At 60.5% G+C, this 24,148-nt stretch carries 20 protein-coding genes; 10 read left to right on the forward strand and 10 right to left on the reverse strand.

The features are described 5' to 3' along the window. The first annotated feature begins 85 nt into the window (after positions 1 to 85). Positions 86 to 1,342, forward strand: a complete 1,257-nt coding sequence (locus GOB86_RS06140) for a D-amino acid dehydrogenase (protein ID WP_165991481.1) — start codon at positions 86 to 88, stop codon at positions 1,340 to 1,342. A 128-nt stretch (positions 1,343 to 1,470) separates the two neighbouring features. Here the strand turns inward: GOB86_RS06140 and GOB86_RS06145 are convergent, their stop codons facing one another. Together GOB86_RS06145 and typA are read right to left on the reverse strand one after the other, a co-directional pair. Beyond that, complete coding sequence (locus GOB86_RS06145; RefSeq protein ID WP_165991482.1) at positions 1,471 to 1,749, reverse strand: hypothetical protein; 279 nt, start codon at positions 1,747 to 1,749, stop codon at positions 1,471 to 1,473. Between the two features lie 368 nt (positions 1,750 to 2,117). After that, positions 2,118 to 3,938, reverse strand: a complete 1,821-nt coding sequence (typA, locus tag GOB86_RS06150) for a translational GTPase TypA (protein WP_165991517.1) — start codon at positions 3,936 to 3,938, stop codon at positions 2,118 to 2,120. 369 nt (positions 3,939 to 4,307) lie between these two features. Between typA and GOB86_RS06155 the strand changes: the two genes are divergently transcribed. Continuing rightward, positions 4,308 to 5,465, forward strand: coding sequence for an MFS transporter (locus GOB86_RS06155; protein ID WP_165991483.1), 1,158 nt, complete (start codon positions 4,308 to 4,310; stop codon positions 5,463 to 5,465). 78 nt (positions 5,466 to 5,543) lie between these two features. Here the strand turns inward: GOB86_RS06155 and GOB86_RS06160 are convergent, their stop codons facing one another. The 5 genes from GOB86_RS06160 to GOB86_RS06180 form a co-directional block, all read right to left on the reverse strand. Beyond that, positions 5,544 to 6,770 carry an SMP-30/gluconolactonase/LRE family protein gene (locus tag GOB86_RS06160; protein ID WP_165991484.1) on the reverse strand — a complete coding sequence of 409 codons (1,227 nt, stop codon included), beginning with the start codon at positions 6,768 to 6,770 and terminating at the stop codon, positions 5,544 to 5,546. A 127-nt stretch (positions 6,771 to 6,897) separates the two neighbouring features. Next, complete coding sequence (gene pyk / locus GOB86_RS06165) at positions 6,898 to 8,358, reverse strand: pyruvate kinase (protein ID WP_165991485.1); 1,461 nt, start codon at positions 8,356 to 8,358, stop codon at positions 6,898 to 6,900. A 34-nt stretch (positions 8,359 to 8,392) separates the two neighbouring features. Continuing rightward, positions 8,393 to 9,391, reverse strand: a complete 999-nt coding sequence (locus tag GOB86_RS06170; protein WP_165991486.1) for an SH3 domain-containing protein — start codon at positions 9,389 to 9,391, stop codon at positions 8,393 to 8,395. A 134-nt stretch (positions 9,392 to 9,525) separates the two neighbouring features. Continuing rightward, a complete protein-coding gene (locus GOB86_RS06175) occupies positions 9,526 to 9,921 on the reverse strand; it encodes a DsrE family protein (protein WP_165991487.1) in 396 nt (131 codons plus the stop codon). Further along, positions 9,914 to 10,687 (reverse strand): HesA/MoeB/ThiF family protein, encoded by a 774-nt coding sequence (locus GOB86_RS06180; RefSeq protein WP_165991488.1) that lies wholly within the window; start codon positions 10,685 to 10,687, stop codon positions 9,914 to 9,916. Before GOB86_RS06180 ends, GOB86_RS06175 begins: the two co-directional genes overlap by 8 nt. Positions 10,688 to 10,878: 191 nt before the next feature. On the opposite strand from GOB86_RS06180, the gene GOB86_RS06185 reads away from it, so the two are divergent. Further along, entirely contained in the window at positions 10,879 to 11,499 is a 621-nt protein-coding gene (locus tag GOB86_RS06185; protein WP_242012527.1) for a DUF2939 domain-containing protein, read from the forward strand. A gap of 77 nt (positions 11,500 to 11,576) precedes the next feature. Here the strand turns inward: GOB86_RS06185 and GOB86_RS06190 are convergent, their stop codons facing one another. Next, a complete protein-coding gene (locus GOB86_RS06190) occupies positions 11,577 to 11,804 on the reverse strand; it encodes a DUF3126 family protein (RefSeq protein ID WP_025826241.1) in 228 nt (75 codons plus the stop codon). A 243-nt stretch (positions 11,805 to 12,047) separates the two neighbouring features. Between GOB86_RS06190 and GOB86_RS06195 the strand changes: the two genes are divergently transcribed. The 3 genes from GOB86_RS06195 (at position 12,048) to GOB86_RS06205 (ending at position 16,772) form a co-directional block, all read left to right on the forward strand. After that, a complete protein-coding gene (locus GOB86_RS06195; RefSeq protein WP_253543740.1) occupies positions 12,048 to 12,566 on the forward strand; it encodes a hypothetical protein in 519 nt (172 codons plus the stop codon). 220 nt (positions 12,567 to 12,786) lie between these two features. Beyond that, positions 12,787 to 14,643 (forward strand): alginate export family protein, encoded by a 1,857-nt coding sequence (locus GOB86_RS06200; protein WP_165991490.1) that lies wholly within the window; start codon positions 12,787 to 12,789, stop codon positions 14,641 to 14,643. 167 nt (positions 14,644 to 14,810) lie between these two features. After that, positions 14,811 to 16,772, forward strand: a complete 1,962-nt coding sequence (locus tag GOB86_RS06205) for an OPT family oligopeptide transporter (RefSeq protein ID WP_165991491.1) — start codon at positions 14,811 to 14,813, stop codon at positions 16,770 to 16,772. A 41-nt stretch (positions 16,773 to 16,813) separates the two neighbouring features. On the opposite strand, the gene GOB86_RS06210 is transcribed toward GOB86_RS06205, so the two are convergent. After that, the gene (locus GOB86_RS06210) at positions 16,814 to 17,623 is read right to left on the reverse strand and encodes a universal stress protein (protein WP_165991492.1); all 810 of its coding nucleotides are present in this window, start codon (positions 17,621 to 17,623) and stop codon (positions 16,814 to 16,816) included. Positions 17,624 to 17,793: 170 nt separating this feature from the next. Here GOB86_RS06210 and GOB86_RS06215 point away from each other — a divergent pair, with 170 nt between their 5' ends. Next, complete coding sequence (locus GOB86_RS06215) at positions 17,794 to 18,582, forward strand: alpha/beta fold hydrolase (protein WP_165991493.1); 789 nt, start codon at positions 17,794 to 17,796, stop codon at positions 18,580 to 18,582. A gap of 153 nt (positions 18,583 to 18,735) precedes the next feature. On the opposite strand, the gene GOB86_RS06220 is transcribed toward GOB86_RS06215, so the two are convergent. Next, positions 18,736 to 20,388, reverse strand: a complete 1,653-nt coding sequence (locus GOB86_RS06220; RefSeq protein ID WP_165991494.1) for an NAD(P)/FAD-dependent oxidoreductase — start codon at positions 20,386 to 20,388, stop codon at positions 18,736 to 18,738. A 195-nt stretch (positions 20,389 to 20,583) separates the two neighbouring features. Between GOB86_RS06220 and GOB86_RS06225 the strand changes: the two genes are divergently transcribed. The 3 genes from GOB86_RS06225 (at position 20,584) to GOB86_RS06235 (ending at position 24,112) form a co-directional block, all read left to right on the forward strand. Continuing rightward, on the forward strand, positions 20,584 to 21,663 hold the full coding sequence (locus tag GOB86_RS06225; protein ID WP_165991495.1) for a cation diffusion facilitator family transporter: 1,080 nt from the start codon (positions 20,584 to 20,586) through the stop codon (positions 21,661 to 21,663). Positions 21,664 to 21,682: 19 nt separating this feature from the next. Next, complete coding sequence (locus tag GOB86_RS06230; protein WP_165991496.1) at positions 21,683 to 22,639, forward strand: cation diffusion facilitator family transporter; 957 nt, start codon at positions 21,683 to 21,685, stop codon at positions 22,637 to 22,639. A 96-nt stretch (positions 22,640 to 22,735) separates the two neighbouring features. Then, complete coding sequence (locus tag GOB86_RS06235; RefSeq protein WP_165991497.1) at positions 22,736 to 24,112, forward strand: chloride channel protein; 1,377 nt, start codon at positions 22,736 to 22,738, stop codon at positions 24,110 to 24,112. The last annotated feature ends 36 nt before the right edge of the window (positions 24,113 to 24,148 follow it).

Consider the following 24,148-nt stretch of genomic DNA (forward strand, 5'->3'; position numbering starts at 1 on the left):
TAGGTGATCAAAGGCAGGGAGCCCACAGGCCCCGCTTCCATACTGGCGGGAGAAATTTCTCCCATCCTCTTATAAGGATGAAGCCGTGAAAATCATTATCCTTGGCGCTGGTGTTGTGGGCGTTACGTCTGCTTGGTACCTGAACGCTCTGGGGCATGACGTGACCGTTATTGACCGCCAGCCCGCACCGGCACAGGAGACATCCTTTGCCAATGCGGGGCAGGTCTCCCCCGGCTATTCTTCTCCGTGGGCCGCGCCGGGGCTGCCCTGGCAGGCCATGACATGGATGCTGCACCCACGCCATAGCCCACTGGTCATTCGTAAACGGCTGGATCTGGCCATGATGCGCTGGATCCGGCAGTTACTCTCAAACTGCAATGCCCAGTCCTATGCGCTCAACAAAGCCCGCATGCTGCGTGTGGCCGAATACAGCCGCGACTGCCTTGACGCCCTGCGAGAAGAAACCGGCATAACCTATGATGACCGCCAGCAGGGACTGATCCAGCTTTTCCGCACCGACAGGCAGATCAGCAAAAGCCAGCGCGATATGCGCCTGCTGGCCGAAAGCGGCATTCCCCACCAGCTTTTAGGTGTTGACGACATCCTGGACCACGAACCGGGGCTGCGCCATGCGGCACATCTGCTCAAGGGCGGTCTTTTCCTGCCCAACGACCAGTCGGGGGATGCTCAGGTCTTTACCCTGCGGCTTGCCCGCATGGCGGAAGCCAGAGGGGTGCGTTTTCTTTACAACACCACTGTTCAGGGGCTGGACGCCACGGCGGACACGGTTGTTTCCGTCCGGACCAGTGCCGGTCACCTGAGCGCGGATGCCTACGTTATGGCGCTGGCCAGCTACAGCGCGCGTCTGCTCCGCCCTCTTGGCCTGCACCTGCCGGTATACCCCGTTAAAGGCTACTCCCTGACCCTCCCCTTAACGGATGAGAGCCACGCCCCGGTCGCTACAGTCAATGATGCCGCCTACAAGGTCTCCATCACACGGCTGGGCAACAGAATAAGGGTTGGCGGCACGGCGGAGCTGACCGGCTATAACCTCAAACTCAGCCCGGACAGGCGGGAAACGCTGGAATTGTCTTTTTCCGAACTGTACGGCGGGGGGGACCTGAGTGCTGCGACGTACTGGACCGGCCTGCGCCCCTGCACACCGGATGGCACGCCAGTTATTGGCCCGGCTACGCCATTTGGCAATCTGTGGCTCAACACAGGCCACGGCACACTGGGCTGGACCATGGCCTGTGGCTCTGGCCGCCTGATTGCAGACATGATTGATGGCCGCAAGACCGACATACCAGCCCTAGATCTGGCCCTGAGCCGCTACGGCTAATCCTTAGCTGCCCATATACATAGCAAAAGGGCCAGAGAGTGTTCTCTCTGGCCCTTTTGCGTCAGGCACTCATGCCTCCACAATGCGGGTGGGCTGGCTACGCCGCTCCACCCATCGGTGTGGAAGAATTACTGAGCGGATTCAGCTGCCGGAGCGGCTTCACCTTCGGCACCCTTCTTGGCGCCTTTTTTACCGTGATGCTTGCCACCGTGCTTACCAGCGTGCTTGCCAGCATGCTTTTCAGCTTTCTTGCCTTCTTCGGCAGCAGCAGGTGCAGCGGCTTCAGGAGCAGCAGGTGCGGCAACAGCCGGTGCGGCAGGAGCAGCAGCTTCCTGAGCAAAAGAAGGAACAGCAGCGCCCATCAGAGCGACAGTGGAAAGAGCTGCGAGCAGACGACGAGAAATCATTCCTTAAATCTCCAATACAACCGGCTAGAATTCCTAGGGTTTTACTGCACCATCCCGTGCGTAAAACCTTAAGCCGGTTTCTGACTTCAGGCATATCACGGGATAAACAGGCCGTCTGCGTTTAAAATTTGCGCAATATTTACACTTATTATGAGTTTAACGCACTCATGCCATATTTTTGCCATATTCCAGGAGGGCACAACCAAAAAACCACCCTGAAAGGGCGGTTTTCCTTGGTTCTGAATCGGGCAGCCTAGTTTTCATGTCTGTAATGCACGGAAAAAAAGTGATCCGTGCCACAGAGTAACCTTAGTTCCCTTAACGTCCGAAAAAACAAGGGCCACGCTTGCGCGTGGCCCTTATCCCAATCAGCCTTCGCGGCTTTTGGAGCGCTTTTTGCGTTCATTCGGATCAAGGTAACGCTTACGCAGACGAATGGCAGAGGGGGTCACCTCAACCAGTTCATCATCCTCAATGTAAGCAATGGCCTGTTCCAAGGACATACGGCGCGGCGGGGTCAGCATAAGTGCTTCGTCCTTGCCGGAGGCGCGCATGTTGGTCAGCTTCTTTTCACGAACCGGGTTCACTTCCAGATCGTTTTCACGCGAATGCTCACCAATGATCATGCCGACGTAAACTTTTTCGCCCGCATCCACAAACAGCGTGCCACGTTCTTGCAGAGAGAACAGGGAGTACGTTGTGGTGTTACCATCTTCAGCCGAGATCAGCGACCCGTTGCGACGCCCTTCAATGGTGCCAGCATAAGGCTGATACCCAAAGAACAGACGGTTCATGATCCCCGTACCGCGCGTGTCAGTCAGGAATTCGCCGTGGTAGCCGATCAGCCCGCGTGAGGGGATGATGAAGGTCAGACGGACCTTGTCCCCACCGGAGGGACGCATATCCTGCATCTGGCCCTTACGCAGAGACATTTTCTCCACGACCACGCCGGAATAGGGTTCGTCCACGTCAATGGTGACTTCTTCGTACGGTTCTTCACGCTCACCGGTTTCCTCGTTCGTGCGGAACAGCACGCGCGGACGACCGATGGTCAGTTCAAACCCTTCACGACGCATGGTTTCGATCAGCACGCCAAGCTGAAGTTCACCACGGCCTGCCACTTCAAACGCTTCGCTTTCGGGGCTGTCGGTCACACGAATAGCAATGTTGCTTTCGGTTTCCTTGAACAGACGGTCACGAATCTGGCGCGACGTCACCTTCTTGCCTTCACGACCACCCAGAGGGCCGTCGTTCAGACGGAAGGTCATGGACAGGGTCGGCGGGTCAACCGGAATAGCGTGCAGCGGTTCGGCAACTTCGGGTGCGGCAATCGTATCCGGGATAGTCGCTTCGGACAGACCGGCCACGGCCACGATGTCCCCTGCTTCCACTTCTTCAACCGCCACGCGGTCAAGACCACGGAAGGAGAGCAGCTTGGTCAGACGGCCTGTTTCGACCACGGACCCGTCCGCGCGCAGCACCTTGACCGGCATGTTCATGCGGGCACGGCCCTGTTCGACACGACCGGTCAGCACGCGACCAAGGAAGTTGTCGTTTTCAAGGATTGTGGCCGTCATGGCGAACGGCTTTTCCTTGTCCAGAATGGGAGCCGGCACATGCTTAAGGATCAGGTCGAACATGGGAGCAAGGTCCTTGCGGGCCCCTTCCAGTTCCAGATCGGCCCAGCCCTGACGGCCAGAGGCGTACAGCATGGGGAAATCGAGCTGTTCGTCATTCGCACCCAGAGCTGCGAACAGATCGAACACTTCGTTATGAACTTCGTCGGGGCGGGCGTCGCCACGGTCGATCTTGTTCACAACCACGATCGGCTTGAGCCCACGGGCCAGAGCCTTACCCACAACGAACTTGGTCTGGGGCAGAGCGCCCTCAGCGGAGTCGACCAGCACAACCGCGCCGTCCACCATGCTAAGAATACGTTCCACTTCCCCGCCAAAGTCGGCGTGTCCGGGCGTGTCGATAATGTTGATGCGGGTATTTTTCCACACAACAGAAGTGCATTTCGCCAGAATGGTAATACCACGCTCACGTTCCAGATCATTGCTGTCCATGGCGCGTTCAGCAACGTGCTGATGCTCGTGGAAAGAGCCAGACTGTTTCAGCAGTTCGTCAACGAGAGTGGTCTTGCCATGATCGACGTGTGCAATGATGGCGATATTGCGGATATCCATGAAGTCGGCCTGATTGCTCCTGCGCGCCATACCGCCCCCTCATGCTTGAAAGGGCGGTCAGCGATCGCTGTGGTGTTTGCGTGGCCGACAGATAGCCCTCCCGGCACCAGAATGCACGTAAAATTCTTATGTCCACCCCACATGGGGGTTGACCTGAGCCATGCGTGCGTCAGAACCAGAGCACTACCACAAAGACCCAAGCCCCACCCAAGGGGGTGCTTTTACCCATCGACTCCGCTTATTTTTTTATCCCGCCCCCCACGGCAACCCGTTGCCCGCCCGTAGCCAAGCGCCCCGCCAACAGGCTGAAGCACCACAGTTTTTAAGGTTGCCCAGCACCTTACAACGCCAAACACCCCAAAGGACCGCATGCCGGGCCACGCAACCAATCCAGATCCACGCATCCATTTTTTGCCCACGGCCACCCTTACTTTTCTGGGCCTTGTTTTTGGGCTGGTCATGGGTCTGGGGGCTCCCCTTTTTACGCTCGACCTGACCGACCGGGGTTATGGTGCGGGCATGGTGGCCGCCAACAGCATGATGCATGCAGTCGGTGCGCTGGCCATTGCCCCTTTTATGCCCCGTCTGGCCAGACGCCTTGGACCAAGACGGGCCATTTTTCTGGCTCTGGTGGGAGGCGGCTTCACACTTCTGCTTTTTCCGCTCAGCAGTTCTGTCTGGCCATGGTTCCCGCTGCGCGTATTGCTGGGCGCGTTTTGTGAGGTGATTCTGGTCCTGTCCGAAAGCTGGCTAAACCAGATAACGGACAACCATGCCCGTGGCCGCGTTATGGGCTTGTACAGCACGCTGCTTTCTGTTGGCATTGCCAGTGGTCCGGCCCTGCTCAGCATAACCGGGCGGCAGGGCAACCTGCCCTTTTTTGGCACTGCCGCCATTCTGCTGGTTGCCGCCACAATCACACTGGCGCCATGGATGGTGGCCCCACCTCCAGCGGCCCCCACGCGGCACCGGCTCTGGCGTTACCTGTGGCTGGCCCCCATTGCCATTACCGCCACATTGCTGATCGCCATGCTGGACGGCGCGGCCACATCCTTTTTGGCACTCTACGCCATTCAGTCGGGCTGGAGCGAACGGGCCGCCACACTGCTGCTCAGCATCATGCTGCTGGGGGCAACGGTCATGCAGGTGCCCATTGGCTGGGTGGGCGACCGCACCAACCGCCGTCATCTGCTTATTATTCTGGCCCTGCTGGCCTGTGGTGGCGCATTGCTGTGGCCCATGGCCATGCGCCACCCAGCTTTTGCCTACCCGCTGCTCTTTGTATGGGATGGCGCATTTGCCAGCCTGTATTCCGTAGCCATGGCCGCAGCCGGTAACCGCTACCGCGATGGAGACCTGATTGCCATTTACGCGCTGTGCTCGCTGGCATGGGGTGTGGGCAGCTTTACCGGCCCGGCCATAAGTGCTGCGGCCATGCAGGCCAGCCCGCATGGTCTGGCACTTTTTGCCGCAACACTGTGCGGTCTGTTCGCCCTGCTGCCACTGGTTCTGAAAAAACGCGTGTAACCCCTCCACCCGCCAGACAGGGCCGCCCGCATAGGGCTACGCTGTGGCTGAATGTGGGAACACTCCCGTCCAACATCCTCAGGCCGGGCCAGCCCCTTGGGTATTGACCTGCAACCGGTAAAGCGATTCCCCCGCGCACATGAACAGCCAGTCCCGCTTGGGACCACCAAAGGCAAGGTTGGACACACCATGAGGCAGGCGGATGCGCCCGATCAGATGCCCCTCGGGGTTGAAAACAAACACCCCACACAGGCCCAGCGGCCCACCGACCCCACACCAGAGATTGCCGTAAATATCGGCCTTCAGCCCATCGGGGATCATCTGCACCCCCTCAAAGCGCATGTTGGTAAACAGACGCGGGTTGGAGAGGGGGAGTTCTTGCTTGTGCAGGTCAAATTCATGCACGGACAGGTCTCCATCGTGCCCGCCAGCACCACTCTGTCGCCCTGTGGAAATAACATACAGGTGCGAAAAATCAGGCGAAAAGCAGAGCCCGTTAGGGTTGGGCAGTTGCTCCTGCGTCAGCACAACATCAATCCGGCCGGAAGGGTCCACCCTAAAGGTATGGTCGGACTGCTTATGCATGCCCCCCACGGCCCCGATCAGTTCCTCCCCCACCCGCCAGCGGATACGGCCATCGGGGTTGGCCTCCCCCCCTGCGGCGTCGGCATGCCCTTCGGCCACACTGTCCCCATAACCCGGGTCCGTAAACCAGATGCTGCCATCAGGGTGGGCAATGACATCGTTGGGGGAGTTAAGGGGCCTGCCCTCAAAATGGTCAGCCATAACATGCACCGACCCGTCATGCTCCCAGCGCACAACGCGACGTAAAAAATGCTCGCAGGAAATCTGGCGGCCCACATAATCAAACGTATTGCCGTTGGAATGATAGGATTCGGGGCGAAAAACCGTGACCTCGCCCGTCTCCCACAGGTAACGGTACTGGCGGCTTGTGACCGTGTCGCTGAATAGCAGGTAGCGTCCCTCGGCTGACCATGCCGGACCTTCTATCCATGTCCCCGCATTCCACACACGATGGATGGTGGCGTTACCACTCACCAGATCACGGAATGAACGGTCGATCACCACAACGTCGGGATCAGGCGCGTAGGAGGGGGGAGCATCCGCCCCCCATTGCCGGGGAGGTTGGGTGGTCACATCTGGTGGGACAGCCGTGCTGGCGGCACCTGCATTCGCGGCGGAAGCCTGTGCCCTAACGGGTGGCAGCAGCAGCCCGGCAGACAGGCCGGACAACCCTTTAAGCACATTCCGCCTGACCAAGCCGTTCCGTAATGAGGTTACCATTTAAGTCCCTTGCGCCTTACCATGCCAACGGGCCGACAATACGGCCCTCGCCCGGTTCCGACCCCCGCACATACCCTGCCGCAGGGGGCCTGTCACCACCGGCAGGCACCAGTGCTGCGCATACCGCTCAGGGAATTCTGGCAACCCTGAGCAGGTTGGTGGAGCCGCTTACGCCAAAGGGCACGCCTGCGGCAATAACCACCGAATCCCCCGCCACCCCGACCTGCGCACGGGCTACAACGTCCAGCGCCTCCTCCACCATCCGCTCAACCGTGGTGGACACCGTATGGGGTGGGCTGACAAACGCCCGCACCCCCCACACAAGGGCCAGCCGCCGTGCGGCCTGTGCTGTGGGGGTTACCCCCAGCACCGGGCATGTCGGGCGTTCACGCGCAATACGCAGGGCTGTGGCCCCCCTATGCGTATAGGCTACAATGGCGGGTGCATGGAGTGTAGCCGCAACCTGCTGGGCAGCACTGGCTATGGCGTCGGCCACATAATCCTCCGGGGCCAGCCGGGCTGCGGCCATGTGGGCCTGCCAGCCTGCATCCTGCTCCACCCGCCACAAAATACGGTTCATGATCCGCACAGCCTCTCGCGGGTATTGCCCCGCAGCCGATTCCGCCGAAAGCATGACCGCATCCGCCCCATCGAACACCGCCGCGGCCACATCCGACGCCTCCGCCCGCGTGGGGGTTGGGGCGGCTATCATGCTTTCGAGCATCTGGGTTGCCACGACCACCGGCTTGCCCAGCCTGCGCGCCTCGCGGATGATGCGTTTTTGAATAAGGGGCACACTCTCTGGCGGCAGTTCCACACCCAGATCACCCCGCGCGACCATGACCGCATCGCTCAGCGCCAGAATGGCGGCCAGATTTTCCACAGCCTGCGGTTTTTCCAACTTGGCCAGCAGTGCCGCGCGTTCGCCCACAAGCGCACGCGCCTGCACCAGATCCTCCGGCCTTTGCACAAAGGAAAGGGCAATATAATCCACCCCCAGTTCCAGTGCGTAGGCCAGATCGACCTTGTCCTTTTCCGTCAGGGCGGGAATGGGCAGAGCCACGTCAGGCACGTTCACACCCTTATGGTCGGAGAGCGGGCCACCGATTTCCACCCGTGTTTCCAGCCAGTCCGGGCCGGTATGCTCCACCACCACGGCCAGCTTGCCATCATCCATCAGCAAGCGGCTGCCCGGTGTTGCCACCTTGATAATTTCGGGGTGGGGGAGTTGCACCCGCGTGGTGTCCCCTGGCTCATCAGACAAATCAAACCGGAAAGATGCGCCTGCTACCAGCACCACCTTGCCGTCCTTAAAATGCCCGACACGCAGCTTTGGCCCCTGCATGTCGGCCAGAATGCCAATCGGGCGGCCCAGTTCGCCCTCAATCTGCCTTACAAGCGCATGGCGGCTGGCATGGTCGGCATGGGTCCCGTGGGAGAAATTGAAGCGAAACACATCCGCCCCCGCCAGAGCGAGGTCGCGGATGGTCGCATAATCGGAAGAAGCAGGGCCAAGTGTTGCAACAATCTTGGTGCGGCAGGCCGCTGCGTCTGTTTTTTTGTAATCCGGCGTTGTGACAAGAGACATAAACCCACTTCTCCTTAACAGTCCGCCGGAAAGATCAGGACGGGTTGATCACGTCTTCCGCATCCACACCCCAGATGGCCCGGCGGGGCACCCATCCGTTATATTGCTTGACCGAGACCTTGCACCAGGCCGAGCCTGCCGCACACTCCCTGACCGAACCGACTGTGCCCGGTCGCAGCACGGCCACAATGGCGGCATCCTCGCTCGCATTGGCGCGCATGAACACAACGCCTGGCATTTTTGCGGCCTCCTGCACCGTGCCCGCACTGGCTATGACCCGAGCATCCATATGGCCCGAGGGCAAGGCTTTTTCACCATCCTTACCGGCCTGTGTGGGAATGGGGGTCTCATCCCCCGGTGGTTCACCGGGGATCAGAAAATCGCGACCACCCGCCAGTGTTGCCTGCTGCATCCATCCTTTTTGCCCGGTCTGGTCTTCCACCAGACGCCAGACATCAAACTCCCGTTCCACCCGAACCGGCATACCCCGACGATGATACACCCACAGAATGGGAAAACGCTGCCCCGGCCCTGCGCGCATGTTCACCTCGTCCGAGCGCAGCGCGGCATAGCGCGGGAGCGGCAGACCGGTCACACTGCCCTTTGCGGGGTCGTTCTGCATACCGGCATCGGGGGCGCCCATATCGGGCGGTGCGGCAGCAGCACCTGCCGCACCCGCCGCCGCAGCCGTTACCGCGGCACCGGTTGCAACAGCAGCAACATGGTGGTGCACAGCCGCATGGTGGGCTGTGCTGGCCTGTGCTGTGGCCTGATCGTGTTTTTTATGATGTTTGTTTTTTTTACCAGCCGCCGTAGCTGAGGCACCACTTTTGGCCGTAGCCTTGCTGCTACCGGCCTTGTGCGCCGTTGTGGCCTGTGGGGCCACCAGAGCATGTTTGTGGTGCTTATGGAGCGGAGGTGCCACACCATCGGCCGCAACACCGGCAGACGCCGTGATGCCAGAAAAAGCTGCCACACAGCCCGCCACGCAGGCAAGCAGACGAAACCGGAAAGAGGAGCGAGTGCACATCATGGCTGCATCCCTGCCAAGAGAGCGCCGCCGGGGCAAGAGGCTGCGCGCACTTCATGCGCTGGTTTGCGCGGCACGCCAGAACAGGCATGCGCCACAACCCTGTTCAAACCTGCCTTTGCGTAATTCCGCACCCCTTAAAACACCAGTTGTCTGGCGGAGCCCGCCCGGTCAAAAAAACTCGGCAGGCCTGCGGTTTCAACCTCCACCAGCAGGTCCTGCGCGACCAGACCCATGGTTTTTACGCCGGAGTCGCACACCATGAACACGCAGCCCATATCCACCACCGCATCACGCAGCACATCCAGCCCGGCCACCCCCGCACGGTCGCGCATTTGCGCGCCCTCGGCCTGCTCCAACCCGTTCCAGTCCCGGCAAAAGGCACAGACTCCTGCCCCCATGCCAAACAGCAGAACTGTCTGCCCCATGGCCGCAGCCGTAGCCGCCAGCATGTAAGCCGCGTGAATCCGCTCGTATCGGGCCTCCACAATCAGCAACGCCAGATCACAGGGGGGGGGAGAGGTCTCAGCCATGAGCGTGCCCTCCGCCGCAAACCTTACAGGCCGGGTCGGCACTCAGGGTCATGGTTGTAAACTTCATGCGTAGGGCGTCCCACATCAGCAATTGCCCCACACCGGAGTGACCAAGGCCAAGTATTTCCTTTAACGCCTGAGTGGCCTGCAAGGTGCCCATAACCCCCGTGACCGCGCCAAATACCCCGGCCTCCCCACAACTCAGGCCAGATGCCTGACCATCGGTTGCGGGGTACAGGCAGTTGTAGCACCCCCCACCCCGTTCGGGGCTGAATGTGGCCAATTGCCCCTCAAACCGCTGCACTGCGGCAGAAACCAGCACTTTGCCCGCCCGCACACACGCGGCATTGACCACGTAGCGGGTGGCAAAGTTATCGCATCCATCACACACAAGGTCATACCGGCCCACAAGGCCATCGGCATTTTGGGCATCTAGCCGCACATCCCATGCCTCCACCTTGATTTCAGGATTCAGGGCCGCAAGCTGTTCGTGCGCGGAGTCCACCTTTTTGCGCCCCACGGCGCGCGTGGTGTGCAGCACCTGCCGCTGGAGGTTGGACAGTTCGACCACATCGTCATCCACCAGACCGATTCGGCCCACACCTGCCGCGGCAAGGTACAACGCCACCGGCGCACCCAGCCCACCAGCCCCCACAACAAGCACGGATGCGTTCTTTAACGCGACCTGACCCGTGCCGCCGACCTCGGGCAACAAAATGTGGCGAGAATAGCGCTGGATTTCGTTTTCGCTGAGGTCAAGCTTCATTGGTCTCTTTTACCCGCTACTGAACATCTGAACGGCCATATGGTGGCCATGCACGTTATGGGCGACCTAACGCCGTGTAACAAAGGTCATATTTTTGTAATAACGTATGGAACCGTACACATTATTATCTGGTTAGAAGAAGGTATCTGGTATATAAGAATTGCAACGAACGCATACGAGGAATGTGTAACATGACAACCTCCACCCAACCCGGACCCACAGTCCGGCCAGCCAGTCTGCCCCGCCACCAGACCGCGCGCCGGGTGTGTGTTGCCACGGCAGCCGCGTCGTTTGGCCTATATCTGGCCTCCCCCTTTGTTACGTTGTGGTCTGTCGCATCCGATTTGCAACACCACGATGCCACAGCACTTGGGCGCATGATCAACTGGGGGGCACTGGATGCCTCCCTCAAGCGGCAGACACTGGCTGGCCTGCACCTGAACATTCAGCCCGCAGCCGACGAACTGCCAGATTTTGGCTCGTCCTTTGCGTCCTCTGCCGTGTCCAACGCGGTGGATACCACGGTCACGCAGGCCAACCTTGGCACACTGATGGATGAGGCCCTGCCGGCTTCGGCCCCCGCAGCACAGCCTGCCACACCGTCATTCGCATCGCTGGCCACGCGGGCGTCTGTCCACTTCAACCGGCTGGACCAGTTTGTTATGGAACTGCCCCTGCCCGGCCATGAGCGGGAAACACCACTGCGTGTTGAACTGCGCATTCAGGGCTGGGGGTGGAAAATTACCAACGTGGAATTCCCCATGCGGCGGGAACCCATGATGCAGGCGTCGGCCACCCCCTCGAACGCCTGACACACCACCACATACACCTATAAAAAAAAGCCAGCCTTCCACCCCGGAAGACTGGCTTTTTTGTTAGAACCGCAACCTCAGGCGCGGGGGAGGTCTTCTTCCAGCACCACCATGTTCACGGCGTAGCTGACGTCACCATCCTCATCATCACGGTGGATGGTGCCGATCACTTCACCCTTTACGGCCAGTTCAACCGACATGCCCGCACGCGGGGCCGGGTTGACGGTCAGTTCAGGCGAACCCAGCAGGCGGCGCAGCGCGCTCTGGAGGCGGGTGATCTCTGAAGCAGAGAGAGAAGCGCTCATGTCATTCATTCCTTAGTCGAGCCAAATCACGCATCAGGAAAAACGGCGCACGGAGAATACCCGACCGCCCCAACAACCGCAGGCGACCGTAAACCCGGCGTGCGCGCCTTCCGATCTGTTCCGCCCCCTATAGGCCATCCCGCTCTTGGGGGGCAACCTTTCGCACCCATGCCACGCCCTTGCCATGTCCGCGCCATTTTCCACCATGCAACTGTCTCTCTCACCAAGGGAGAAACCCACATCGTGCGACTACTGCGCCCACTCCTGTCTGCCCTGCTTGTCTGCCTGTCCGCAGGGTTGTGCGTTATGGCAACCCAGGACAAACCCCTCCCCCCAAGCATGCAGAGCAGCAGAACAGACCATGTGCTTTACATGGCAACGCATGATGGCGTGGCCCAGACCGCAACAGCACTCTCCCGCCCGCATGGGTGGGACGATGTGATGCACGCACTCGCACAGGGCAAGCCCGAAGCTGCGCGTATTCTGGCAACTCTTCTACCCAAGACCGATGCCAGCACGACCAGAACGCTCGAACACACAATGCAACGCCTTCTCCCCCGCCAGCCTGCAACGGTGCTGAGTGCAACCGAACCCAACACACAGGCTGCTGGCAGCACCAGAAACATCTGCTCCCCCACGGGCATGTCCGCCACATGGCGCAGGCAAGCAGAACAGGCTGTTACCACGGTGCACGACATCCGGCTGGCAACACGCACACAAACCTGCCTGCATACGCTCCACAACAGGGCACGCTCTGCCTGAGTTGTATTTTTTCTAACAATATTTAGAAAAAATACCGTTCAATAAACAAAATTTCCCAATTTTTTTATCGAATACGTGTGGTGTATCCCGTATAAAGGAATGCACCACACGCAAATGCGATATGACATAATCGCAGTTATAGCAATAATAGTAATATAAGTCATTCATTAATTGAATGAATTGTCGATCCTATAAAAATAACAAGAAGTGACCTCGGCCCATGACCGTAATCACCGAATACTCCCCCGCAGAACTGGCCCGCGCCACGCACACGCCCCTGCCCGGTCTGCGCTGTTACGGCCCCGCCACAGCCACGCGCGCACGCCTGCTGGCCTCGGGCTCGGTCGTGCTCTGCCTGTGGGCAGCCCCCGCATGGGCCGAAACCGCACCAAATGCCGCATACCTGCATATGCCGCATACGCCACCCACCACACAGCAGGCCACACCTGCCACCACGCCTGCCGCTGTGCAGGTTACAGGAGGGGCGCGTATTATTACGGTAACACCCCCGCCTGTACCCGCAGCCCCCCAGCCCGGCTTTTGGGATAACACCCGCCTGCTGCCCCCCCTGACCAGCCGCCCCGAAGCCTATGGCCAGCCACAGTCGCTTGAGCTCAAACCACTGCCCACAGCACTCCTGCATCAGGGGCCATGGGGGGTGTTCAACGCCAATACGGGGGCAGCCGCCGGGTTTGGCACCGTGGGGTATTATGCCGTGTCCCGCTGGGCGGAGGACTGGTCCAGCCTACGCGACAAGCGCAACCGGCTGGATGCCATGGATGCGCTCAAATACATTCCGTTCAACACGGATGGCGATATTTACCTGACGTTAAGTGGCAACTTCCGCCAGCACAATTTTTATGACCAGCGCGCAGGCTTTGGCGCGACCAAAAAAGACCCCGCCTACCGCAACAACTTCCGCTGGAATGTGGGGGGAGACCTGCATCTGGGTGAACATGTGCGCCTGTATGGGGAACTGATGAGCGGTCAGGCTGCGGGTGTGAACTATTATGGCTATGCCGGGGGCCGCTGGCGCAGCAGGCTGGACGCGCAGCAGGCGTTTGTGGAAGTGCGCGGCAAGGTGCTGGATGCAACCGTAGGTGGTATGGCGGGGCGCATGACCTTTCTGGACGCGCCACCCTACTTTACCGCAGGCAGCGTGTACCCCTCCCTGCCGTATTCGTGGAATGGCCTGCGTGGATATGCGTTCTGGAAAAACTTCCGCATAGACGGGTTTTACCTGACCCTGACCAACAACGCGCCTGCCGCCATGTTCCACGATCAGGTTGGCTGGAGTTCGCGCCTGTTCGGGGCCTATACGTCCTATGCCGTGCCCAGCTTCAAGTTCATGGGCCGCAACAGCCAGATTTTTGTGGATACGTTCTATCTGGGGACCATTCTCTCCAAGAGCAGCCTGCCCACTCTGGCGGGAGGTTCCATTGCTGGCTCCACCCACCGCGACACACCGGGCACGCGCATATGGGGCAATGCCGGCCCACTTGAATTTTCGGTTGGGGCCATGTGGCAGGGGGGCGAATTCCGCGCGGCCAAAAACGGACCATCACGCCCTGTTTCCGCCTATGCCATTGACGCAACACTCTCCTGGCGGTTTGCAAAGTGGCCCGGCCACCCGGCCATTGGCATACAGGTGGACGATGTGTCTGGCGGGAACATGAACAAGAATCAGAACAGTTCGTGGGGCAGCTTTCTCTCCCCCTTCGTGCCCAGCGCCTACTACCTGGATATGAGCACCTATCTTGGCCAGTCCAACCTGATTGACGTCGGCCCCATTGCCACCATTGCACCGACCCCCAACACCACCCTGCTGCTCAAGGTGCCAGCCGTATGGCGCAACAGCCGACAGGACGCCATTTACGCCAGTGGCACCGCCTTTTACGCCTACCGCCCACACGGGGCCTACACGGCCACCATGCCGCAGGCCAGCTTTACATGGCGGGCCACACGCCACATTACGCTTGGCATTGACGGAGAATATATTTTTGCCTCGCGCAGCATGATAGACGCCGGAGCCTCTTCTGGCGCCTTTGTGCAAAGCAACATTGAACTGACCTTCTGACCCGCTTTGGTGCAGACAAATACCCGTGAGCATCGTATGTGCACAAAGGAGCGGAGGAACGTGGCCAGCCCACGTACCCTCCGCCCTTGACCGCTCAAGAGGGAACGCCTGACCACTCCCATGATCCGTGGCGTAACCTCCATGACCCTCCGGGAGAGACAGGACGCATGGCCAGCGCAAACCCCCAACGGGAACTGACACTCCGTGGCCTTGTGCTTGGCGCGCTTATTACCGTCGTTTTTACCGCGTCCAACGTTTATCTGGGTCTGCGGATCGGGCTTACATTTGCCTCCTCCATACCTGCGGCTGTTATTTCCATGGCTGTGCTGCGCCTTATGGGTGGGGGCACTCTGCTCGAGAACAACATGGTGCAAAGTCAGGCTTCCGCTGCGGGCACCCTGTCGTGCGTGTTTGCGACCTTTCCGGGGCTGATTATTGCAGGGTTCTGGACGCACTTTCCCTTCTGGCAGACTGCGGGTCTGTCCTTTGCCGGTGGGGTGCTGGGAGTGCTGTTTACCATTCCACTCAGGCGTGCGCTGGTCACGCAGAGCAATCTGCCGTACCCCGAAGGTGTTGCCGCAGCCGAAATTTTGCGCGCAGGAGCGGATAAGGGCAACCAGCGCGGCCTGCAAGCCCTGATCAGAGGCGGGATGCTGGCCTCCCTCTTTTCCTTTTTTAGTGGCGGTTTGCGGCTGCTGGGCGATGGGCTGAGCCTGACCGCCAGCGCAGGCAGTGCTGTCTTTCAACTCAGTGCTGCTTTTTCCCCCGCCCTGATCGGCGCCGGGTATCTGGTCGGGCTGAGCGGGGGCATGGCCATGCTTACCGGCTGCATTCTGGCATGGGGTGTGGGTGTGCCGTGGCTGACCGGCACATTGCCCAACCCGCTGCACCTGCCCCCAGCACAGTTTGCACAGGACATATGGCTGCACAGGGTTCGCTTTGTGGGGGCTGGCGCCATTGCCGTTGCCTCCCTATGGACCCTGATCGAGCTTATGCCCCCCGTGCTGCGCGGCATACGCACCATGCTGCAACGTACATCGGGGCTGACCACCACTACGGAGCGTGATCTTTCGGCCCGCACCATGGGGTGGCTGCTTGGCCTGTCCATGCTGTTGCTGGCTGGTTTTTTTGCCGCGTTTCTGGCTCCTGTGGCACATGGGTTCTGGCCTGTTGTTGGAGCCGCCGTGCTGTTCTGCATTGTGTTCGGTTTTATTATGGCCGCAGCCTGCGGGTACATGGCCGGTATTGTGGGGTCATCCTCCTCCCCCATTTCCGGCATTATCATTATTGGCGCCGTGCTGTGCGCCCTGATGATTCTGGGGCTGGAAGCACTGGGCCTGACACCAGACGCCATGGCAGCAGACGGCCAAAAACTGGCAACGGCGTTTACCATCCTTCTGCTCTCGGCCATTACGGCCACTGTCGCCATTTCCAACGACAATCTGCAAGACCTCAAGACCGGCCAGCTTGTGGGGGCCACCCCGTGGAAGCAGGAAGTGGCACTGATAGCAGGCTGCCTTGTAGGGGCTGCGGTTATTCCGCCTGTTCTCAACCTGCTTTATCAGGCCTACGGGTTTACGGGTGCCATGCCCCGTCCCGGCATGGACCCGGGCCACGCACTGTCTGCCCCGCAACCAGCCCTGATTACACTGATCGCCAAGGGAATTTTTACCCATTCGCTGGACTGGAGCATGCTCAGTGTTGGCATGGTGCTGGGGATGGGGCTGGTCGGGCTGGACCTTGCCCTGCGCCGCCGGGGGCAGGCCCTGCCCCCCCTTGGCGTTGCCGTGGGGCTGTACCTGCCTGCCTCCGTCAGCCTGACCCTTGCCGGTGGCGCCATACTCGGGTGGGTGCTCAAACGGGTCCGCCACAAACGCCACCAGCAAAGTGCCACGGCGGAACAGGCCAGTGAGGACGGTGGCTCCACCGGCACCATGCTGGCCTCTGGCTTTATCGTGGGCGAAAGCCTGACAGGCGTGCTGCTGGCTGTTCTGTCTGGTGCTACGGGGCGTGACAATGTTTTTTCCCTCGCGGCTTTTGTGCCTTCGGGGGTGGCCAGTGTTCTGGGGGCACTGGCCTTTGCCGCTCTATGCTGGACTTTTGCGCGCAGAACGCTCCAGAGCCATTAAACCGTAAAACACAGTCTGCTTATGGCTTCCCCTAAATGCCGTTAATGCTGCAAAAGCACCGGCACACGGGGGTTGGACAGAATATAGTCTGTTACGCTGCCCACAAGCCGGCTGTAGAGCATATTGTGCTGGTAGCCCCCAATAACCAGCAGATCGGCATGGAATGTTGCGGCCATATCCAGCAGAGCCTGCCCGGCATTGCTGTTATCCGCCAGAGGCTGCTGCACAAGTGTTACACCGGGCAGAATATCCAGCGGCAACGGGTCGGTAGCAGAAACAGCCACCTCCACGGCTTTTGCGGCCCCCACAATGGAACGGGCCGCAAAAAAGGCACGACGGCAGGCGGGAGTATCTTTCCAGGCCAGAAAAACCCTGTCCCCGCTGGTCTGGTCCCAAAATGGGGGGACGAACAGAACGGGCCGCCCGGATTCAAAAATAGCGGCGCGGGTCGCCACATGTTTTTGCGCACTATCTCGACTATCGGGAAAACCCATAATCAGCAGATCGGCATCCTTGCCGTAGCCCGCAATAATCCGGTCCACCGTAATTTCGGGGTCCAGCCAGTTGACCTCCACCTTGCCCAATCGGTCGGCTGGGGGACCATATTCCTGCGCCAGCCAATGCTGGAAACGCGTATGCAGGGCATCGGCCCATTCCATCTGGTTGGTCCGCAGGGTCTGGGCCTGTTCATCTGAAAAGCCCATCCGCCCTAATATCTGGTCAGGAGGTTCACGCGCGGCCAGCACATCAATCCGCCGCATCCCCCGAATGCGGGAGAGAGCCTGCGCCGCCATACCCAGCAAAACCTCGGTCTGGTCCAACTGGCTGAGAATAACAAGGCACCGCTGCATGCGCCAACCCTCCCTGCTTCCAATAAACACGGAGCAGACTGTGGCACACATGCCCTCTCTCTGGAAGGTGAAGAAAAAACAGCCCCCCACCCCTCGCATTCAGCGGCAAAGCTGGGCAAAACTCCAGCACGCGCGCCCTTGCGCGCGACAGTAAAGGAAAGAGCAGAACAGTGTTGCTAAACGTGAGCGAGCGCGGCCCCGAGCACCCAACGCCAGCACCGGCCCTGCCTGTTGTGCTGCTGCATGGCCTGTTTGGCCGGGCACGCAATCTGGGCTTTGTGCAGCGCAAACTGGCCACAACCCGGCGCACACTGGCCATGGACCTGCGCAACCACGGCGACAGCCCCCACGGCCCCATGAGCTACCCCGCCATGGCGGGGGACGTGCTGGACACAATGGAGCAAAACCACGCCAACCCCGCCATTGTGCTGGGCCATTCCATGGGTGGCAAAACAGCCATGACACTCGCCCTGACCCACCCCAACGCCGTGCGCGCGCTTATTGTGGTGGATATTGCCCCAGCCCAAGGCGGATTTGACCGGCTGGATCTGCCGGACAATCTGGACAGGCTGCAATTCCCCCCTCATCTGGACCTGCGCACGACCAACGACCTGCTGCGCCCCTATATTGCCAGCGATGCAGTCCGCCAGCTTATGGCGCAGAACATAAGGCAGGGAGACAACCCCGGCTGGGCCATTGGCCTGAAGGAGATTCTGGCCGCCATGCCCGACATTATGGGCTGGCCCCAGCTTGCTCCGGGCCTGCGGTATGAAGGGCCAACCCTGTTTATCCGGGGCGAGACATCACCCTATATCAGCCCGGACAACTACCCGACCATGCAAGCACTTTTCCCCAACCACAGACTGGAAAGCATTCGTGGCGCGGGCCACTGGGTGCATGCCGATGCCCCACGCCGCTTTACCGAACTGGTGGAAGAATTTCTGGCTGGCATTCCCTGAACACCTACTCAACCCGTAGCCTAAAAACAGGTAGGAGCCACGTCCAGCAGCCCGCTCCCCTGCTCTCCTGCCCACTGGGCACGGGGCACGGGGCACGGGGCACGGGGCAAAAATGCCAGAAGGCGGGCCACAAAGCCCGCACATGGTGTTCCCTTACGCCAGTGTGACCGGCAGGCCCGCCATATTCTGCGCAACAGCCTCGGCCATGCGAATGCCATCCATGGCGGCGGACAGAATACCCCCGGCATACCCCGCCCCTTCCCCCGCTGGGTACAGGCCCGGCGTGTTAACCGACTGACCATTCTCCCCCCGGGGCACACGGATGGGGGAGGATGTGCGGGTTTCCACCCCGGTCATGACCGCATCATCCATGGCAAAACCGCGCAGCTTGCGGTCAAACCTTGGCAGGGCCTCACGCAGGGCTTCCACCACAAAGTCCGGCAGGCAGGTGGACAGGTCAGCCGGTGTGACCCCCGGCTTGTAGGAGGGCACCACATCACCCAATGCCGTGGAAGGCCGCCCGGCCAGAAAATCCCCCACACGCTGGGCAGGGGCGCGATAATCCCCACCACCGGCCAAAAATGCCTGCCGCTCCCAGTGGCGCTGGTAGGCAATGCCTGCCAGCGGGTCATCTGGGTAATCCTCGCCCGGCCGCAGTTCCACCACCATACCCGAGTTGGCGTTACGCTCGGCGCGGGAATACTGGCTCATGCCATTGGTCACCACCTGCCCTTCTTCCGAAGTTGCGGCCACAACCGTGCCACCGGGGCACATGCAAAAGGAATAAACACCCCGCCCGTTGGCCGCATGGTGCACCAGCCGGTATTCGGCTGCACCCAACTGTTCATTACTCGCACTGGGGCCAAACTGGGCCGTATCAATAACCGATTGCGGGTGTTCGATCCGTACCCCCATGGAAAAGGGCTTGGCCTGCATGCTCACACCCTGTTTTTGCAACATGCCAAAAGTGTCGCGCGCACTGTGGCCCACGGCCAGCACAACGTGATCCGCCGCGATCACCTCCCCCGTAGCCAAGCGCACACCCTCCACCTTGCGGGTGGCGGGGTTGAGCAGAAGATCGTCCACCCGTGCGCCAAAACGGTATTCCCCTCCGGCCTGCTCCACCTCCTGACGGATGTGTTCGACCATGGAGACCAGCCGGAACGTCCCAATATGCGGGTGCGCCAGATACAGAATATCCTCCGGCGCACCAGCCTTTACAAACTCCTCCAGCACCTTGCGGCCCAGAAAGCGCGGGTCCCGCACCTGACTGTACAGCTTGCCGTCCGAAAAAGTGCCAGCTCCCCCTTCCCCAAATTGCACGTTGCTCTCCGGGGTCAGCACCGAGCGACGCCACAGGGCGAACGTGTCCACCGTGCGTTCACGCACGACCTTGCCGCGCTCCAGCAAAAGTGGGCGCAAACCCATACGCGCAAGCAGGAGAGCCGCCATAAACCCGCAAGGGCCAGCGCCGATAACAATGGGGCGTTTGTACCCCTCCGCTGCGGCAAGGGCCGCACCATTGGTAATGGGTGGGTGCCAGGCCATGTCTGGTGCGATCTGCACATGGGTGTTACCGGGGTGCGCGTGGCGGTACCGGGCCAGCACCCCTGCTTCGTCCCGTACGGCGCAGTCGAGGGTATATACAAGCCAGATGGCGGACCGGCGGCGCGCATCATGCCCACGCTTGAACACAGTGAAGTGTTCAAGTGCTTCCGCAGCAATGCCCAACCGCTCGCAGATCGCCTGCCGCAGTGCTTCGGGCGGGTGGTCCAGCGGTAGCCGCAATTCAGTCAGACGGAGCATGGGGCGTGTTCATCCAGTATGATTGCAAAAGAGGCAAAAGGCCTTCTGCCTCCTTCCCTATTCTGGAACCCCTTGGGCGTGCAACGTCTGCCGCATGATCCATGAGTGAATATTCCACTTCTATTCCGCCCACACCCACCTTACATAAGAACAAAGCCCCAAAATGGGGGCCATGCTCATACGACCCTTTTGTTCATGAAAGCAGCCAGCTCCATGCCAGTCCCAGACACGCACACGCATGAGCATGCAGACCATTCGGGGTGCACCACCCATGCACAGCACGCCACGCCCTGCGCGCATGAGCATGAGCATGAGCATGAGCATGAAGGTAGCGGGGCGGCCTGCGCGCACAAGCACGGTTTTGGCCACCACCATGTGCATACACCGGCCTCTTTTGGCACGGCCTTTGCCATAGGCATTGCGGTCAACACACTCTATCTGGCGGCCGAGGCGATCTGGGGTGTTTACGCCCATTCGCTCTCGCTCATTGCCGATGCGGGGCATAATCTGTCAGACGTGCTGGCGCTGGCTGCGGCGTGGCTGGCCGAACATCTCTCGCGCAAAAGCCCGACCGCGCGCTTTACCTACGGGTTGCGCCGCTCCTCCATTCTGGCAGCACTGGCCAATGCCATCATTCTTATGCTGGTTACGGGCGGCGTTGCGTGGGAGGCCATCCACCGCCTGATGAACCCCACCCCGGTTGCGGGTATGACCATGATGGTGGTCGCAGGGGTTGGTATTGTGGTCAACGGTGCCTCCGCCATGCTGTTTGCTGCCGGGCAGAAGGGCGACCTGAACATTCGCGGGGCCTTTTTGCACCTTATGGCCGATGCCCTGACATCCCTTGCCGTGGTTGTAGCGGGGGGGCTGGTGCTGCTGACCCATGTGGCCTGGATAGACCCCGCCATAAGCCTTGCCATTTCCGTTATTGTGGTGCTGAGCACATGGTCCCTGCTACGGGATTCGCTGGATATGGCGCTTGATGCCGTCCCGCGTGAGGTGGACCCCGGTGCGGTGGAAAGCTTTTTACGCGGCACCCCCGGTGTTGCCGACCTGCATGACCTGCACATCTGGCCCATAAGCACGACCGAAACCGCCCTGACGGTGCATCTGGTCCGCAGCGCCAGCCCGACTGATGGGGAGAGCGATACCCGGTTGCTGGACACACTTGTTACAACCCTGCGCAAACGCTTTGGCATTGCCCACCCCACCGTGCAGATGGAAACACTGGACTACGGCCCGACCTGCCACCTGTCCGACCCGCACACCGTCTAACCCCAGATGACAAGAGACCATGCCCGAACTCCCGCTCCCCAGAAGTAACAAGGGCATTGCCGTTGTCAGCCTGTTTGTCAGCCTTGTCGCTCTCGCGCTCAAATACGCAGCCTTTGCCGTAAGCGGCAGCGTTGCCCTACATGCGGATGCCATAGAAACCATTATCAACGTCGTAGCCGCCGCTGGCGGGTTATGGGCCTTAAGTGTTGCCGAGCGCCCGGCGGACCACAACCATACATATGGCCACTACAAGGCCGAGTACCTGTCTGCCGTGGCAGAGGGCACGCTGGTGGTCATTACCGCGTTTGTCATTGGCCGCGAGGCCGTGGAAGGCTGGCTGCACCCCCACCCCACACTGGCCCCATGGGGTGGCCTGCTCCTGAACGGGGCTGCAACCTGCGTTAATCTGGGCTGGGGGCTGGTCATGCTCCGCGCGGGGCAGGCCCGCCACTCCCCCGCCCTGATCGCGGGCGGGCAGCATGTCCTGTCCGATGTGTGGACGGGTGTGGCCCTTGTGGCCGGTGTAGCGCTCATTCCCCTGCTGGGCTGGCCGCAACTGGATGCGGTGCTGGCCGGACTGGTGGCCATAAACGTGCTGCGGGTAGGCTGGGAGGTCATGCGGGACTCCATTGCCGGACTGATGGACGAAGCCCCGGACACCCAGACGCTGGGCGAGATCCGCCAGATCATCAGCACCAACGGGTATGGGGCCATTCAGGCGCATGACATCCGCACCCGTATTGTGGGAGCCATGACATTCCTTGAATTCCATCTGGTCGTCCCCGGCAGCATGAGCGTCAAGAACGCCCATGACATATGCGACCGTATTGAGCATGCCCTGCGCGCGCACATGGGCAGCACGCTTGTGCATATTCACATAGAGCCAGAAACCTGCGCCAAGCTCGACGGTACCGCCCTGATCATACCGCCAGCAGGCGCATTGCCCGCCAGTTCTGCTTCTTCAGCAGAAAAATAAACAGAAAATCGTAATAAAAGGCGGTAATGTCTTTCTTCTGCCGCATGAAATGTTAAACTGTGCCGCATCCTTTTTCTTTTATGCAAGAGATGCCTCATGCCCCCCGCGAGCGTGATCCCCACAGCAGAGTCCCTGCGCCATCTGCGTGAACACGCCAAGGCTGGTACGGTCAGTTGGCGCCGTAAGCTCATGTACTGGTCGGGGGCAGCCATGGTGGGCATGGTGGCCGTGGCCTTTGCCGGGCTTGCGGATAAGGCGGCCCATGTGCGCACCGCCCTTATGAACATCAACCCCTGGCTTATGCTGCTGGTCACCCCACTTGGGCTGGCCTTGTCCACATGGCTGACGCGTACGTGGTTCCGTGGAGCGCAGGGGAGCGGTATTCCCCAAGCCATTGCCTGCATGCACCTGCATGACATGACCATTGTGGACAAGGTTCTGGCCCTGCGCATTGCACTGGCCAAAATCTGCCTGACCTGCCTTGGCCTGCTCTCGGGGGCCTCCATCGGGCGGGAAGGGCCAACCGTGCAGGTGGGTGCGTCCATCATGCATACGGTGGGCCGCCTTGCGGGCCTGACCGACGTAACCAAGCAGCGTGCCTTAATCAAAGCCGGGGGGGCAGCCGGTGTGGCGGCCGCCTTTAATACCCCACTTGCAGGCATTGTGTTCGGGATTGAGGAACTGGCCCACTCGTTTGAGCAACGCACAAGTGGCACCATGCTGACCTGTGTTGTTATTTCCGGCGTGACGGCCATCGCCCTTGTGGGGAACTACACTTATTTTGGCCATACCTATTCCGCCGTGCCGGTGGGGGCCAGTTGGCTGGCCGTGGTGGTCTGCGGGGTGCTGGGCGGGGTCAGTGGGGGTACTTTTTCGGCCCTGCTGGTGCGTATTTCACGCGGGATTCCGGGCGCGTTCGGGCGGTTTGTCAGCCAGCGGCCCATTCTGTTTGCCGCACTTTGCGGGCTGGTTCTGGCCATTATCGGCCTGCTTTCGGGCGGGATGACGTATGGCACGGGCTACACACAGGCGCGCGACATTATTATGGGCTCGGACCAGTATCCGGTTTCGTTTTTTCTGTTCAAACTGCTGGCCACCCTTATTTCCTACTGTTCGGGCATTCCCGGCGGGCTGTTTGCGCCATCCCTCTCCGTTGGGGCTGGCATGGGCGGGTGGATTGCGCATTTTCTGCCCCACACAACACCGGGGGCCGTGGTGCTACTGGGCACGGTGGCCTACTTTGCCGCTGTCACCCAGTCCCCCCTGACCGCCACCGTTATTGTTATGGAAATGTGCGATAACCAGCAGATTACGCTGGCCCTGCTGGCCAGTGCGTTCCTCGCCTTCGGGGTGTCCCGCGCCCTGTGCAGCCACGCACTATATGGCGCGCTTGCCGTGCGGTTCCTGCGCTCAGCGGCTCCCAGGCAAAAAACCCAACGGCTGGCAACAGCCACCGACACACTCAGAAACTGAGCATTTTGCACCCCCTTCAGGCCCGCCTTTGTGGCC

Origin of the sequence: Acetobacter lambici (assembly GCF_011516885.1) — a bacterium.
In the GTDB taxonomy this organism is placed as follows: Bacteria; Pseudomonadota; Alphaproteobacteria; order Acetobacterales; family Acetobacteraceae; genus Acetobacter; species Acetobacter lambici.